Source organism: Saccharopolyspora endophytica (genome assembly GCF_018070075.1).
Classification (GTDB): domain Bacteria; phylum Actinomycetota; class Actinomycetes; order Mycobacteriales; family Pseudonocardiaceae; genus Saccharopolyspora; species Saccharopolyspora endophytica.
On sequence record NZ_JAGPXE010000005.1, the window covers coordinates 47,375 to 59,817 of the forward strand.

13 protein-coding genes and 1 pseudogene are annotated in these 12,443 nt (G+C 67.2%); 7 read left to right on the forward strand and 7 right to left on the reverse strand.

The genetic code is table 11. The features are described 5' to 3' along the window. Window positions 1-61 precede the first annotated feature (61 nt). Window positions 62-303, forward strand: a pseudogene (locus KBO27_RS34905) (DUF7660 family protein). A gap of 205 nt (window positions 304-508) precedes the next feature. On the opposite strand, the gene KBO27_RS13855 reads toward KBO27_RS34905, so the two are convergent. The 3 genes from KBO27_RS13855 to KBO27_RS13865 all read right to left on the reverse strand — a co-directional run bounded on the left by KBO27_RS13855 (window position 509) and on the right by KBO27_RS13865 (window position 2,250). After that, window positions 509-865, reverse strand: coding sequence for a hypothetical protein (locus tag KBO27_RS13855; RefSeq protein WP_210970422.1), 357 nt, complete (start codon window positions 863-865; stop codon window positions 509-511). A gap of 48 nt (window positions 866-913) precedes the next feature. Further along, entirely contained in the window at window positions 914-1,150 is a 237-nt protein-coding gene (locus KBO27_RS13860; RefSeq protein WP_093413953.1) for a DUF397 domain-containing protein, read from the reverse strand. A 233-nt stretch (window positions 1,151-1,383) separates the two neighbouring features. Beyond that, the gene (locus tag KBO27_RS13865) at window positions 1,384-2,250 is read right to left on the reverse strand and encodes a Sco1979 family transcriptional regulator (RefSeq protein ID WP_210970423.1); all 867 of its coding nucleotides are present in this window, start codon (window positions 2,248-2,250) and stop codon (window positions 1,384-1,386) included. Between the two features lie 272 nt (window positions 2,251-2,522). Here KBO27_RS13865 and KBO27_RS13870 point away from each other — a divergent pair, with 272 nt between their 5' ends. From KBO27_RS13870 to KBO27_RS13890, 5 genes are all read left to right on the forward strand, one after another. Further along, complete coding sequence (locus KBO27_RS13870) at window positions 2,523-3,317, forward strand: exodeoxyribonuclease III (RefSeq protein ID WP_210970424.1); 795 nt, start codon at window positions 2,523-2,525, stop codon at window positions 3,315-3,317. Window positions 3,318-3,374: 57 nt separating this feature from the next. Further along, window positions 3,375-5,435 (forward strand): NACHT domain-containing protein, encoded by a 2,061-nt coding sequence (locus KBO27_RS13875; RefSeq protein ID WP_210970425.1) that lies wholly within the window; start codon window positions 3,375-3,377, stop codon window positions 5,433-5,435. Between the two features lie 122 nt (window positions 5,436-5,557). After that, complete coding sequence (locus tag KBO27_RS13880; RefSeq protein WP_210970426.1) at window positions 5,558-6,217, forward strand: DUF1326 domain-containing protein; 660 nt, start codon at window positions 5,558-5,560, stop codon at window positions 6,215-6,217. Next, window positions 6,214-7,014: a DUF2182 domain-containing protein gene (locus KBO27_RS13885; RefSeq protein WP_210970427.1), complete on the forward strand. Its 801-nt coding sequence runs from the start codon at window positions 6,214-6,216 to the stop codon at window positions 7,012-7,014. The genes KBO27_RS13880 and KBO27_RS13885 overlap by 4 nt, the downstream gene beginning before the upstream one ends. Window positions 7,015-7,111: 97 nt before the next feature. Continuing rightward, window positions 7,112-7,498, forward strand: coding sequence for a hypothetical protein (locus KBO27_RS13890; RefSeq protein ID WP_210970428.1), 387 nt, complete (start codon window positions 7,112-7,114; stop codon window positions 7,496-7,498). Window positions 7,499-7,550: 52 nt separating this feature from the next. Here KBO27_RS13890 and KBO27_RS13895 read toward each other — a convergent pair whose 3' ends face one another. Further along, window positions 7,551-7,925, reverse strand: coding sequence for a VOC family protein (locus tag KBO27_RS13895; protein ID WP_210970429.1), 375 nt, complete (start codon window positions 7,923-7,925; stop codon window positions 7,551-7,553). Between the two features lie 250 nt (window positions 7,926-8,175). Further along, entirely contained in the window at window positions 8,176-8,751 is a 576-nt protein-coding gene (locus tag KBO27_RS13900) for a dihydrofolate reductase family protein (RefSeq protein ID WP_210970430.1), read from the reverse strand. A gap of 102 nt (window positions 8,752-8,853) precedes the next feature. Between KBO27_RS13900 and KBO27_RS13905 the strand changes: the two genes are divergently transcribed. After that, the gene (locus KBO27_RS13905; protein WP_210970431.1) at window positions 8,854-9,384 is read left to right on the forward strand and encodes a TIGR03086 family metal-binding protein; all 531 of its coding nucleotides are present in this window, start codon (window positions 8,854-8,856) and stop codon (window positions 9,382-9,384) included. On the opposite strand, the gene KBO27_RS13910 is transcribed toward KBO27_RS13905, so the two are convergent. Both KBO27_RS13910 and KBO27_RS13915 read right to left on the reverse strand, forming a co-directional pair. After that, on the reverse strand, window positions 9,362-10,576 hold the full coding sequence (locus KBO27_RS13910; RefSeq protein WP_307870402.1) for an NAD(P)/FAD-dependent oxidoreductase: 1,215 nt from the start codon (window positions 10,574-10,576) through the stop codon (window positions 9,362-9,364). The genes KBO27_RS13905 and KBO27_RS13910 overlap by 23 nt on opposite strands. Before the next feature lie 243 nt (window positions 10,577-10,819). After that, a complete protein-coding gene (locus tag KBO27_RS13915) occupies window positions 10,820-12,313 on the reverse strand; it encodes a S8 family peptidase (RefSeq protein ID WP_246537242.1) in 1,494 nt (497 codons plus the stop codon). Between the last annotated feature and the right edge of the window lie 130 nt (window positions 12,314-12,443).

Consider the following 12,443-nt stretch of genomic DNA (forward strand, 5'->3'; position numbering starts at 1 on the left):
AGAGAGCAGGGATTGAGGTCCCTCACCGGATGGCTACCAGCCGTGAGACTCATTGAATGAGGTGGCTGAGAAGGTCCGCACGCGGCAGGACTTGGTGGAGTTCGTCGAGCTTCTCGCGAGGGAGGCCGGCTCGTCCGGTGGTGAAGCCTGGGAGAACGCCACGCTTCCCAGGTATCTCGAGGCACGCTCGGCGTGGACTGCCGATCTTGACGGCTACTGCGCAACACCGGACAGGAAGTTCCGCCTGAACCGAGTTGGCGCTTGCTCGCGGAAATGCTGCCGGCTGCGACCATCTACGAGTGAACACGCCTGGCTGAGAACCCAAAGATCGGGCTCCCGCGCGCTGGGGGACTTGTGCGCGGGAACCCGACCTTATTTGGGGGCGTCCGTTCCGGTGCGCGGCATGGGGGGTGGCCGAACACCGGGTTTCGGACGGGGGTTTCGGCAGCGGGGTCAGGCCCGGGGTGGGGCGTGCCCACCACGAATCAGACCCGGCTGGGAACCTGGTTCAGGCCGTGACGGCGAGCCACTTGGAACGGCCGGCGTGCGTGGGGACCCAGCAGCCGTTGCCCTCCGCGCCGGTTTCCAGCAGCGGTTCCGGCATGTGCAGGAGCTCGTTGATCACGTCGAGGGCGGGCCCGTTGGTTCGCCACAGCACTCGGCTGGGGAACAGCACGTCGGGCTCGTCCGCGGGGATGCGCGCCGCGTCGGCGTCGTTCTCACCGAAGAGCTGCAGGATGTCGAAAACCCCGTGATGCACGCGGATTCCGACCACGGCGACCAGGCTTCCGCTGGCATCCCGGGGATGCGTGAACTGGAAGTCGCGGGCGACCAGGGCTTGCAGGCCGTTGGTTATGTCGTTCATGGCGCCACCGTTGTTCGTCGTAGGGGCTCAGACCATGTGGTGACCAGTTCAGACGATCAGATCGTCGAACTCGCCGTCCTTTGCTCCATTGAGGAACGCTGCGATCTCGTCCCTGCTGTAGACCAGTGCCGGGCCCTCCGGGTAGCGCGAGTTTCTGACAGCAACCCCACCGTCGACCAACGGTGCCAGCTCCACGCAGTTACCCACCGCTCCGCTGTGGCGGCTCTTGCGCCAGTCAGCGTTGGGAAGCTGCTTCGCGGGCATGCCGTTCTGGATGTTCGTCATCCGAACCCCACCCTTCCCCGACTCTCATCTTGCACGGATCATCTGCACGTGCAGTTGATCGTGCAGGGAAGGTATCAGTTGCAGATGCACGATTGAATGCACGTGCAGGGCGCTGAGAGCGTGATCACACCGTCAGGTGTAACGCCGCGGCGGCACTCGGTGCCGGTCTCGTGGCGAACAGTCGTCCTTGATCGCCCGAACGGGCGAGAAAACTGGGAAATTCCCGAAGGGGATCAGAATTCCCGGAGACGTTCCTGCATCAGCTTGCGGGAACCCTCCGGGGTCAGCGCGTCGACCGCGAGCCGGTGGCTGGCCTTGCTGTAGGTCTCGACTTCCTCGGCCTTGTCCAGGTACAACGCGCCGCAGAGGTGTTCCAGGTAGACGATGTCCGGGATCTCCGGCTCGGCGAACCGCAAGATCGTGTACGCGCCTTCGGCGGCGGAGCGCCCGAGCGCGAAGGGCAGCACCTGCAGGGTGACCGTGGGCAGCTTCGTGGAGTCCAGGAGGGACTCGATCTGCTCGCGCATCACGCTCTTGCCGCCGATCGGCCGGTGCAGGACGGACTCGTCGATCACGGCCCACACGCGCGGCGACTTCGGCTGGGCGAACATCCGCTGCCGCTGCATGCGCAGCCGGACCCGGCGGTCGACCTCTTCGTCCTCGGCCTCGGGACGCCCCTGGGTGGCGACGGCTCGCGCGTAGCGCTCGGTCTGCAGCAGGCCCGGGACGAACTGGAGCTCGTAGGTCTGGATCCGGGAAGCGGACTCCTCCAGGCCGACGAAGTCCTGGAGCCACGGAGCGATCAGGTCGTTGTAGCGGTTCCACCAGCCCGGCTCGTTGGACCGGCGCACCAGGTCCAAAAAGGACTCGCGCTCGGACTGGTCGTCGACTCCGTACAGGCTCAGCAGGTCGGCGACGTCGCGTTCCTTGAAGCCGACGCGGCCGAGCTCCAAGCGGCTGATCTTCGAACCCGAACCGCGGATGGCGTACCCGGCGTCCTCGCGGGAGATCTGCTTGGACTCGCGCAACCTGCGCAGCTGGCTGCCCAACACGAGACGGCGGGCCGTGGGGCCGCTTCCCGCGGCGCTGTCCGGGGCCACGCGAGACCTCCTGCAGGGGGTTTTTAGGACGCTCTACGTCCCACTGTCGACACGAAGTGGTTGAACGTTACGGGAGGCGATAGTAGTGGAATACCGCCGTAGGTCTAGTAGCTTCCCCGGTTCGGACGATCTTGCGCAGGTCAACGGGGTGAAATCAACGGATTGCGGAGCGTTGAAATCCGCTCGAAATCCGTCCGCGGGGTCGATCAGCGGTGGAAATCACTCGTGCGGGGCGGTCCATCTGCTGAAAAGCACTCGATAGGCTCGTCGATGTGCTGACTTTGTCAACGGTGAATGTAAATGGTTTGCGCGCCGCCGCGAAGAAGGGATTCGTCGAGTGGCTCGCGGAGACCGGTGCGGACGTGATCTGCATGCAGGAGACCCGCGCTGAACCCGACCAGCTCACCGCGGAGGTGCGGGAGCCCGCAGGCTGGCACACGGCCCTGGCCCCGAGCTCGGCCAAGGGCCGCGCGGGAGTGGCGATCTACAGCCGCGCCGAACCGGAGGCCGTCCGCATCGGTTTCGGCTCGGCGGAGTTCGACGACAGCGGCCGCTACCTGGAGATCGACCTCCCGGGCGTCACGATCGCCAGCCTCTACCTGCCCAGCGGTGAGGTCGGCACCCCGCGCCAGGACGAGAAGGAGCGCTTCATGAAGGAGTTCGGCGAACACCTCGCCGGACTCCGCGAGCGCGCCGCCTCCGCCGGCCGCGAGGCCGTCGTCTGCGGCGACTGGAACATCGCCCACCGCGAGGTCGACCTGAAGAACTGGAAGGCCAACCAGAAGTCCGCCGGTTTCCTCCCGGAGGAGCGGGCGTGGCTCACCGAGGTCTTCGAGTCCGGCTACACCGACGTCGTCCGCAACCTCCACCCCGAAGGCCCCGGCCCCTACTCGTGGTGGTCCTACCGCGGCAAGGCCTTCGACAACGACTCTGGTTGGAGAATTGATTACCAGGTCGCGACCCCGGGGCTCGCTGAGCGCGCGACCACGGCGGTCGTCGAGCGCGCACCCAGCTACGACAAGCGCTGGTCCGACCACGCCCCGGTGACGGTCGCTTACGACTTCTGATCGCGGCCGAGCCGTCGCCGGCACGGGTGATGGGTGTCTTGCGGCACACTGATCGTCGTGACGGAGGACGAGAGGCCCCGTAATCAGATCAGCGGCTCGGTGGAAGGAACTGCGTTCCAAGTCGGCTCGGTGCACGGCGATGTCGTGTTCCGGCAGTCGTCCACCTCGCTGAACGAAGGCGGTCCGCAGGCCGTTCTCGCCCGGCAGCTCGCCGATCAGGTGAGAATGCTCAGCAGACGGGAAGAGGAGAATTGGCGAATCGCCGATCCCCTCCCACTTCCGGTTCGCTGGCGGACGGCCGACGAGGAGCTGTTCGACCACTGGGACAACGTCAACGGGCGCAGCGGAAGCGAACCCGTGTCGCTGGCGGGCCATTTCGCGGAAATTCGGGAGACCTACGAGTCCGTTCCGTCCGGGAGATTGGTGATCCTCGGGCGGGCCGGTGCGGGTAAGACCGTCTTCGCCCACCGGCTGATCCTCTCCCTGATCGGTGACGGCGACCGCTCTGGTCCGGTTCCGGTGCTGTTCAGCATCAGCGGTTGGAACGCCACGTCGACCGCGCTGCGGACCTGGATGGTCCACCAACTCGTCCGCGACTTCCCGTTCCTGGACGCGGCCGATCGCACCGGGAAGAACGGCGCCGAGACCCTGGTCGACGGGGACGGGATCCTGCCCGTCCTGGACGGGTTCGACGAGATTCCCGCGCAGCACCACCCCGACGCGATCCGCGAGATCAGCCGGTTCGACGGACCGCTGGTGGTCACGAGCCGCCCGGACGAGTACACCGGAGCCGCGCTCGCCGCGAAGGTGCTGAGCAGGGCCGCCGCCATCCACCTAGAAGACCTCACCCTCGATGACGCCGAGCGGTACTTGGTGGCCAGCACCGCGAAAACCCGGACCGCAGAGTGGGAAGCGGTGTTCGCCCACTTGCGCGCCGCACCGGACGAACTCGCGAGCCGAAATCTCGCCCCGGTGATGGCCACGCCGTTGATGGTCATGCTCGCCCGCACCACCTACAACGACACCGCGGCCCACGACCCAGCAGAACTCCTCGACACACATCGTTTTCCGACCAGGGAAGACGTCGAGGAACATCTCCTGAGCGCTTATCTCGACGCCGTCTACGATCCCCGCTTCTTCAACCCGCATACCACCGAGTTGCCGGATTGGGACCCGAACCGTGCCCGGCACTGGCTCGGTTTCTTGGCTGCTCACCTGACTCGACTCGACACCTATGACCTCACCTGGTGGCGCCTCGACACTGGCATTCATAGCGTGACCCGCGCCTTGATCATTACTTTCCTATTCGTCTGGTCGGCTTGGTTTTTGGGAATCCTCATGAGTCCCCTAGTTGCTAGTGATTTTTCCGTGTTTTCCGGAGTTCCATCGGCGCTTTTTTTGGGCTTGCCAACTGGGATCATTGCTGGTTTTGTGAATGTGTTGGGACGGCCGCGGCAAGAGCCAGAACGATTCGGTTTGCGGATTCGGGTACGAGGCGTGAGGGAAGGGGTGACATTTGCAGGGTTTAAGAGAGCGGGAAGCGAGGTGTTTATCGGGGCGATCTTCGGTGTATCGGCTGGAATTACGGCAGAGCTAGTATTCGCAATCTCGGGCCTTATCGAATTTGGCACCTGGCGTGCGGGCGATATAGTTAGGTACGGCTGGGTTGGGTTATCGGGAGGACTCGTTTTTGGTCTTGTGAATCTCGTGGTTCTGCTTTTCGGTGATCGTTACAATCCGGAGAAGTCAGTGACTGCGTGGCAGCTTTTGATCACTGACCGCGCGGTGACTCTTTTGCGTGTAATTGCGGCGGCAATCGCAGTAGGGGGTGTCGTCGGGTTCGCGCTATTCCACGAACCGCAAACGCTTGCTGATCACATTTTTATCGGGTCTCTTGCCGGTGCTGCTGTCGGAGTGGTTCGCTTGCTTGGCTCTGCGTGGGGAAATTGGCTCATTTTTACGCGTTTTTGGCTCCCGTTGACCCGGCGGTCGCCTTGGCGCCCGAAACGCTTCCTCGAAGATGCCCACCGCCGCAGCGTGCTGCGCCAGGCGGGTGCTGTCTATCAATTCCGCCACGCCCGGCTCCGTGATCATCTGGCCCGCCAGCATCAGAGGTAGTCGCCACCGGTCCGATCTTGAGCTGCGCCTGGAAGCGGAGCCGTCGGGTCTTTCGTCCGTGTTTCGTGCCGCGAAGCGCGCCGACACTGGACTTGAGGTCTGCGACGTTTCTGGAGGTCGACATGGCCACTCCGAGCACTCCGCAGTGGCACGTCGTCGGGGGCTGGTTCGACGCGTGCAAGTGCGCGATTCCATGTCCGTGCTCTTTCGCGCAGCCGCCGACCTACGGCGACTGCAACGGCGTCCTGCTGTGGCACGTCCGTGAAGGCAGTTACGGAGACACCGCCCTCGACGGGCTCAACGTCGCGATGCTCGCGTCGTTCGTCGGCAACGTGTGGAGCGGTGAGCACAGCGACGCCCGTGCCGCCATCTTCATCGACGAGCGGGCCGACGAATCGCAGCGCGCGGCGCTGCAGAAGATCTTTGGCGGAGAGGCGGGAGGCTGGCCGAAGCAGTTCGGCGAGATCTTCGGCCCCGAGATCGTCGGCATGGAGTACAGCCCGATCGAAGCGTCCATCGCCGATGATCTGGCCACCTGGAGCGTCCGCATTCCAGGTAGGGCGGAGGCGACCGTCGAGGCGCTGACCGGTCCCGCCAGCCCCGAAGGTGCGCGTGTGGAGGTGCACAACCTGCCGGGTTCGGAAGTCGGACCGGGGCACGGAGCGGCCGTCTGGGGCAAGGCCACCGCTGACCGGGTCGACGCGTTCGGCTTCAGCTGGGACCGCTCCGGCTACTCCAGCAAGTACATCCCGTTCGACTGGTCCGGGCCGGACGCGGCATGACCGGCACGGCGCAGGCGCGCGGCATCCCCTCGCTGCGGTCCTGGTCCGGGGTGGAGGTGGTGCTGGCCGCCGTTCTGCTGGCGTTGGCGGGGATCTCCTGGCTGCTCAGCGGAGTCCTCGGCATGCCCGAGATGCGGATGGGGCTGCTCACCGGCATGGGGTCGGCCGAGATGATGTCGGCCGGACCGGCGCCCTTCGCCCTGTTCCTCGGTGTCTGGGTCGTGATGATGGCCGCGATGATGTTGCCGGCGATCACGCCGTTCACCATCGGGGTGTTCAGGCTGGTGCGAGCGCGGCGGAGACGCGGAGTGCTGCCGCCCCTGACGCTCGGGTACCTGCTCGTCTGGACCGCGGCGGGTGTTGTCGCGTGGTCGGTCCTGCGCGGGTTCGACGCGCTCGGCCACAGCGCTGCGTCGGTGCGGGTCGGCGCCGTCGTGCTCCTGGTGGCCGGGGCGTACGAGTTCAGCCCGTTGAAGCGCTGGTGCTTGGTCCGATGCCGATCACCGCTGGCGCTCGTGGTCAAGCACGGTGACGCGGTGGTCCGCGGCAGGCTGGGGGCGCTGCGGGTCGGCGTGCACCACGGCGGGTACTGCCTCGGCTGCTGCTGGGCGCTGATGGTGGTCCTGCTCGCCGTCGGTGCGATGAACCTGCTGTGGATGGCCGTTCTCGCCGCGGTGATCGCGATCGAGAAGGTGCTCCCCCGAGCGGAGATCGTCAGCTCCGCGCTCGGCGCCTTCTTGACCGGTGCGGGTGTGGTCCTGCTGATCGCGCCCGGGTTGCTGGCTCCGATGGGCTGAAGCGTCCTCGCGCCGAACCGAAGCCCCGTTGGCTCGTGCCCGCCCGGGCTCAGGGCGGGCTTGACCTCCAGTTGAGTCGAGGTTCGACACTCGTCGCATGGTGAAACCTGATGAAGGTCCGATCCTGTTCCGGAACACGATGCGGATCACCGATGGGCGTCTCGACGAGTTCAAGGACGCGGTGCGCGAGGCGGTGGAGTTCGTCGAGGAGCATGGTCCGCAGCTGATGGTGGACGTGTTCATCGACGAGGAGCGGATGCTGGCCTACAGCTACCAGCTCTACCGCGACTCCGATGCGATCCGGGAGCACTGGCGGCTCTCCGACCCCTACATCCGCGGCGTGATGGAGCACTGCGAGGTGGAGAGCTTCGAGGTCCACGGTCATCCCGACGACGCGGTTCGCGAGGGTCTTCGCCCGATGGCCGATTCCGGCACACCGGTCACCATCACCGAACGCGCGACCGGATTCGCCCGGTTCGCGTGAGGGCGCTGAACCGGCGGGCGCGAATTCGCGATGAATCCGCGCCCGCTCGAATTCACAGGTACGGCGTCGTGATCATTTCCAGGCCGTGGCCGGCGGGGTCTCTGAAGTAGACGCCGCGACCTCCGTGGTTGTGGTTGATCCGGCCCGGCTCGGCGCCGTGCGGATCGGCCCAGTGGTCGATGCCGCGCTCCTGGATGCGCGCGTAGGCGCGGTCGAAGAGGGCGTCGTCGACGAGGAACGCGTAGTGCTGCATCTGGATCTCGACCGGTGGTTCGGCGAATTGCAGCAGCACACCGCCGTCGAGCTGGACGTTGGTGAACACGCCCCACGACGGGGCTTCCGGAACCTCGAAGAGCTCCCGGTAGAACCGCGCGGATTCCTCACGATCCTTCGCGGCGATGATGGTGTGGTTGAACGTGACGCTCACAGATCTCTCCTCAGTGGACTGCGGTGCTCAGTCGTGGAGGAACGCGGGCTGAATTGATGTCGACGCGCTCGTCCGCCGTCGTCAGACGGGTAGGAGAAGATCACCCCCTCCCGAACGAGAGGGGGCTGGGGCGAGGCCCGCGGAGAGGTCAGCCCTCTACCGGGTAACCAATCCGTGCATGGCTCGACGCCGCCCCGGTAATCATGAGACGAAAGCTAGCCGATAGGGCTCGGGCCGGCAATGGAATTCCTCACCGCTTGCGGTAGGTGAGGTGCAGGACGCCGCTGGTGAAGGGTTTCGTGTCGGTCAGTTCGAACTGGGACGGGGAGAACTCGCCGTCGAACAGGGGGATTCCCGTGCCCGCCACCACCGGGTGCAGCTTGATGATCAGCTCGTCGATCTCGGGTCGCAGCGCGGCCGCGAGCTTCCCGCCGCCGCACAGCCAGATGCCCGCGCCCGGTTCGCGCTTGAGCTCGCGGACCTTCTCCAGCGGGTCGGTGGAGACGAATTCGACGGTCGGGTCCGGGGTTTCGGTGATGCTGCGCGAGAACACGATGCTGCGCAGGTGCCGGTAGGCGTTGGTGATGCCCTCGCACATCCCGATCTCCCAGCTGCCGCGCCCCTGCAGCACCGTGTCGAAGTGCTGGTTGGGCACGCCGTCGAGGCCGAACACCGGTCGTACGTGCGAGGGCAGCAGTTCCGGGTATTCGGCGCGCAGGAAGTCGCCGTGGTCGCCTTCGTGCAGGAAGAAGTCGGGGTTGCCGTTGTCCGGGCCCGTGATGCGGCCGTCGATCGTCGACGCGATCATGTAGGTCAGTTCTCGCACTTCAGCCCCCTCGTGGTCTTCGTGGACCATAGCGGCGCGGCGATGAGTTCCGCGGACCTTTTTCGTCTACCTCTTCGAGAAGCCCGTTCGAGGAGGTCCGCGTTGATCGATCTGACACCCGCCTGCCGCCGGCTGGCCGGGCTGCTGAGCACCGTGACCGACGAGCAGCTGGACCTGCCGACCCCGTGCTCGGAGTACGCGGTCCGCGGCCTCATCGCGCACGTCGATGAGGCCGCGCAGGGGTTCACCGCGCTGGCCTCGTCGAAACCGGGCCCCGGCGACGCCCGCTCGCACGTGCTGGAGCTGGCCGAGGCGTGGTCCGCTCCGGCCGCTTGGGCAGGCGAGACCGAGGTGGGCGGCGTGCCGCTGCGCAACGAGGTCTGGGGACGCATCGCGCTCACCGAAGTGGTCGTCCACGGCTGGGATCTGGCGCAGGCCACCGGAGCGGGGTTTCACCTGCCCGAGGACACCTTGCGGGCGTGCTGGGCCCACGTTCGGGTGTTCGTGCCCAGCGCGCCGCTGCCGGAGCTGTGGGGGCCTCCGGTCGAGGTCGCCACCGACGCGCCGCTGCTGGACCGGATCGTCGCCATGACCGGACGTGCTCCCGGCCTCAGCGAGCGATGTGCTCGTTGAGCGGAACGCCGGGGTCGCCCAGGGCCTGGCGGTCGATGGTGGTGCCGGAGGTGATGAGGGTCTTGATCTGCTCGGTGACGTCCCAGATGTTGACGTTCATGCCCGCCAGCACCCGGCCCTCGGAGAGCCAGAAGGCGATGAACTCGCGGGCCTCGACGTCGCCCCGGAACAGCACCTCGTCGTACTCGCCCGGTTCGACGAATCCGAGGTACTCCATGCCCAGGTCGTACTGGTCGGTGAAGAAGTACGGCAGCTCGGAGTAGCTGGTGTCGCCGCCGAGCATCGACGAGGCGGCGACGGCGGGCTGGTTGAGGGCGTTGTTCCAGTGCTCGACGCGGATCTGCTTGCCCAGCAGCGGGTGGAAGGCGTTGGCCACGTCGCCCGCGGCGACGATGTTGGGGTCGCCGGTGCGCAGCGTGGCGTCGACGAGGACGCCGTTGGAGACGCGCAGCTTGGCCTCGGCGGCGAGTTCCACGTCCGGGTCGGCGCCGACCGCGATCAGCACCGCCTGGGCGTCGATCTCCAGCCCGTCGGTCAGCCGGACCCCGGTGACCTTGCCCGACGGTGCGAGGATCTCGTCGATCGCGGTGGTGAAGCGGAAGGACACGCCCTGCTCGCGGTGCATGGCGGCGAAGACCTCCGCGACCTCGCGGCCGAGGACTTGCAGCAGCGGCAGCTCGGCGGTCTCCACCACCGTCACGCCGACACCGGCCTGGCGGGCGGCAGCGGCGACCTCCAGCCCGATCCAGCCCGCGCCGACCACCACAAGGTCCTCGATGCCTGCCAGGACGTCCTTGATGCGGTCGGAGTCGCCCACCCGGCGCAGGTGCAGCACGCCTTCGGCGTCGTGGCCGGGGACGGGGATCGAGCGGGGCTGGGCTCCGGTGGCCAGCATCAGCTTGTCGAACTCCAGCCTGGTCCCGTCGGCGAGCTCGACCTGCCGCAGCGAGCGGTCGATGCGCCGCGCGGAGGTGTTCAGGCGCAGGTCGACGCGGTTGTCGGCGTACCAGGTCTCGGGGTGCACGTAGGCGGCGTCGAACTCGGCGCCGCCCATCAGGTACTCCTTGGACAGCGGCGGTCGCTCGTAGGGGCGGTGCGCTTCATCGCCCAGCAGCGTGATCCGCCCGTCGAACCCCTGGTCGCGCAGCGCCTCGGCGCCCTTGGCCCCGGCCATGCCGGCGCCGACGATCACGAAACTCTCCGAATCTCCCACCCCCGAAGCGTCCTGCCGCCAGAGGAACCGGGCAACCGGAGCCGGGGAGGACCGTCGTCGACGACCTGGTCGAACACGCCCCCAAGACGCCTTCCCGAGTGAACGCTCCGATTTCAGTGGAACTCAGGACCCGGATTTCCACTGAAATCGGGTCGACCGAGGTGGGGTGGGGCTGGTGAGCCCGCCCTGCCGGGGACGTGGCCGGCAGGGCGGGTCCGGGGGTTACCGGGTGACCGCGTCGAGGGCGTCGATCAGGCCCGCGCCGTAGAAGCCGGCTCCGGTGGAGCCGCCGGTGCAGACCGCGTCGACGACGCCGTCGCCGTCCCCGTCGTAGTCCTTCGGGCACGGCAGCGCGTCGGACTGGTTGTTCAGCGCGCCGATGACCTGCTGCGCGGTCCACTCCGGGTGGGTGCTGCGCAGCAGGGCGACGACGCCCGCGGCGTGCGGGCCCGCCATCGAGGTGCCCTGCATCCAGCCCCAGCCACCGCCGGGAACGCTGGAGAGGATCCGGCCGTTGGCCGACGGCGTCTGCGGGATCTGCCGCGCGTCACCGCCGGGGGCGGTCACCGAGATCGAGCCGAGGCCGTAGTTGGAGTAGTACGACTTGACCGCGTTGACACCCACAGCGGACACCGACACGACGCCCGGCAGCTCGCCCGGGAGGATGTGGCAGTCCGGCCCGGTGCGGCGGTCCTGGGTCGGGCCGCCGTTGTTCGGGCTGTTGGTGTCGTGGATCGGCTGCGAGAGGTCCCAGTTGCTGTTGCCCGCGGAGACGACGTTGACCACGTCGTGCCCCTCGGCGTAGGCGACCGCGCGGCGGACCGCTTCGGCGGCGGCCCTCTGGTCCGGGTCGCTGTCGCACCACAGGTACCAGGGGTCGACGAAGTAGGAGTTGTTCGTGACGTCGAAGCCGTGCTCGGCGGCCCAGATGAACCCGCAGATCGCGTACTCGGGGTAGATGAACCCGCCGTCGTCGATCACGCGGACCGAGGCCAGCGTGACGTTCGGGGCCACTCCGGCGACGCCGACGCCGTTGCGCGCGGCGGCGATGGTGCCCGAGACGTGCGTGCCGTGGTCCTGCGTCGGGTCCTGCGGCTGCCAGGCCTCCTGGCTCTGGTCCGGCACGCCCTCGTTGACGCAGCTCACCGAGCGGGAGACGTCGAGGTTCGGCGCCAGGTCGGGGTGCGTGGGGTCGATGCCGTAGTCCAGCACGCCGACGGTGGTGTCCTTGCTGCCCTGCGAGATCGCGTTGGCCTGGTCGGCCTTGATCTGCGGCAGGTCCCACTGGTCGGCTTCCAGCGGCTCCTTGCCGTCGGCGGCGAAGGTGCCGATGCCGTTCGCGGTGCCTTCCAGGGTTTCCAGCCGGTTCGACTGGGCGGGCGGCAGCTGCTCGGCGAGGTTGCGGCTCGCGCCGGCCTGCTCGACGCCCGGCTGCTGCCGGACGTTCGCCGCGAAGGCCGGGTCCGGTGAGGACGCGACGACCACGCCGATCTGCGGCCAGCTCTGCACGACCGCACCGCCGACGGCGCGCACCGATTCCTCGGTCTGCGCGAGTCCGTCACCGACGGGGCCGACGACCACGAAGTGCGCGGGAACCGCCGAGGCGGCGGGCGCTTCTGGCGCGGAGCCGAGGAGCCCGGCGGGTAACAGCAGGGTCAGCGCGAGAGCCGAGCCTGCGATCCGCAGCGAACGGCCTCTCCTACTTCTGCGTGACAACTTGTCCCTCCTTGGAGACGAAGAATGGTTCACCCAGTGATATTCGTCCGGATTTTGCGCCTGATTCGGGGATAGGCGGCAGGGCTCAATGGAGTAATTGCGTAGCCGAAAGTGAGGGACTGCGCACGCA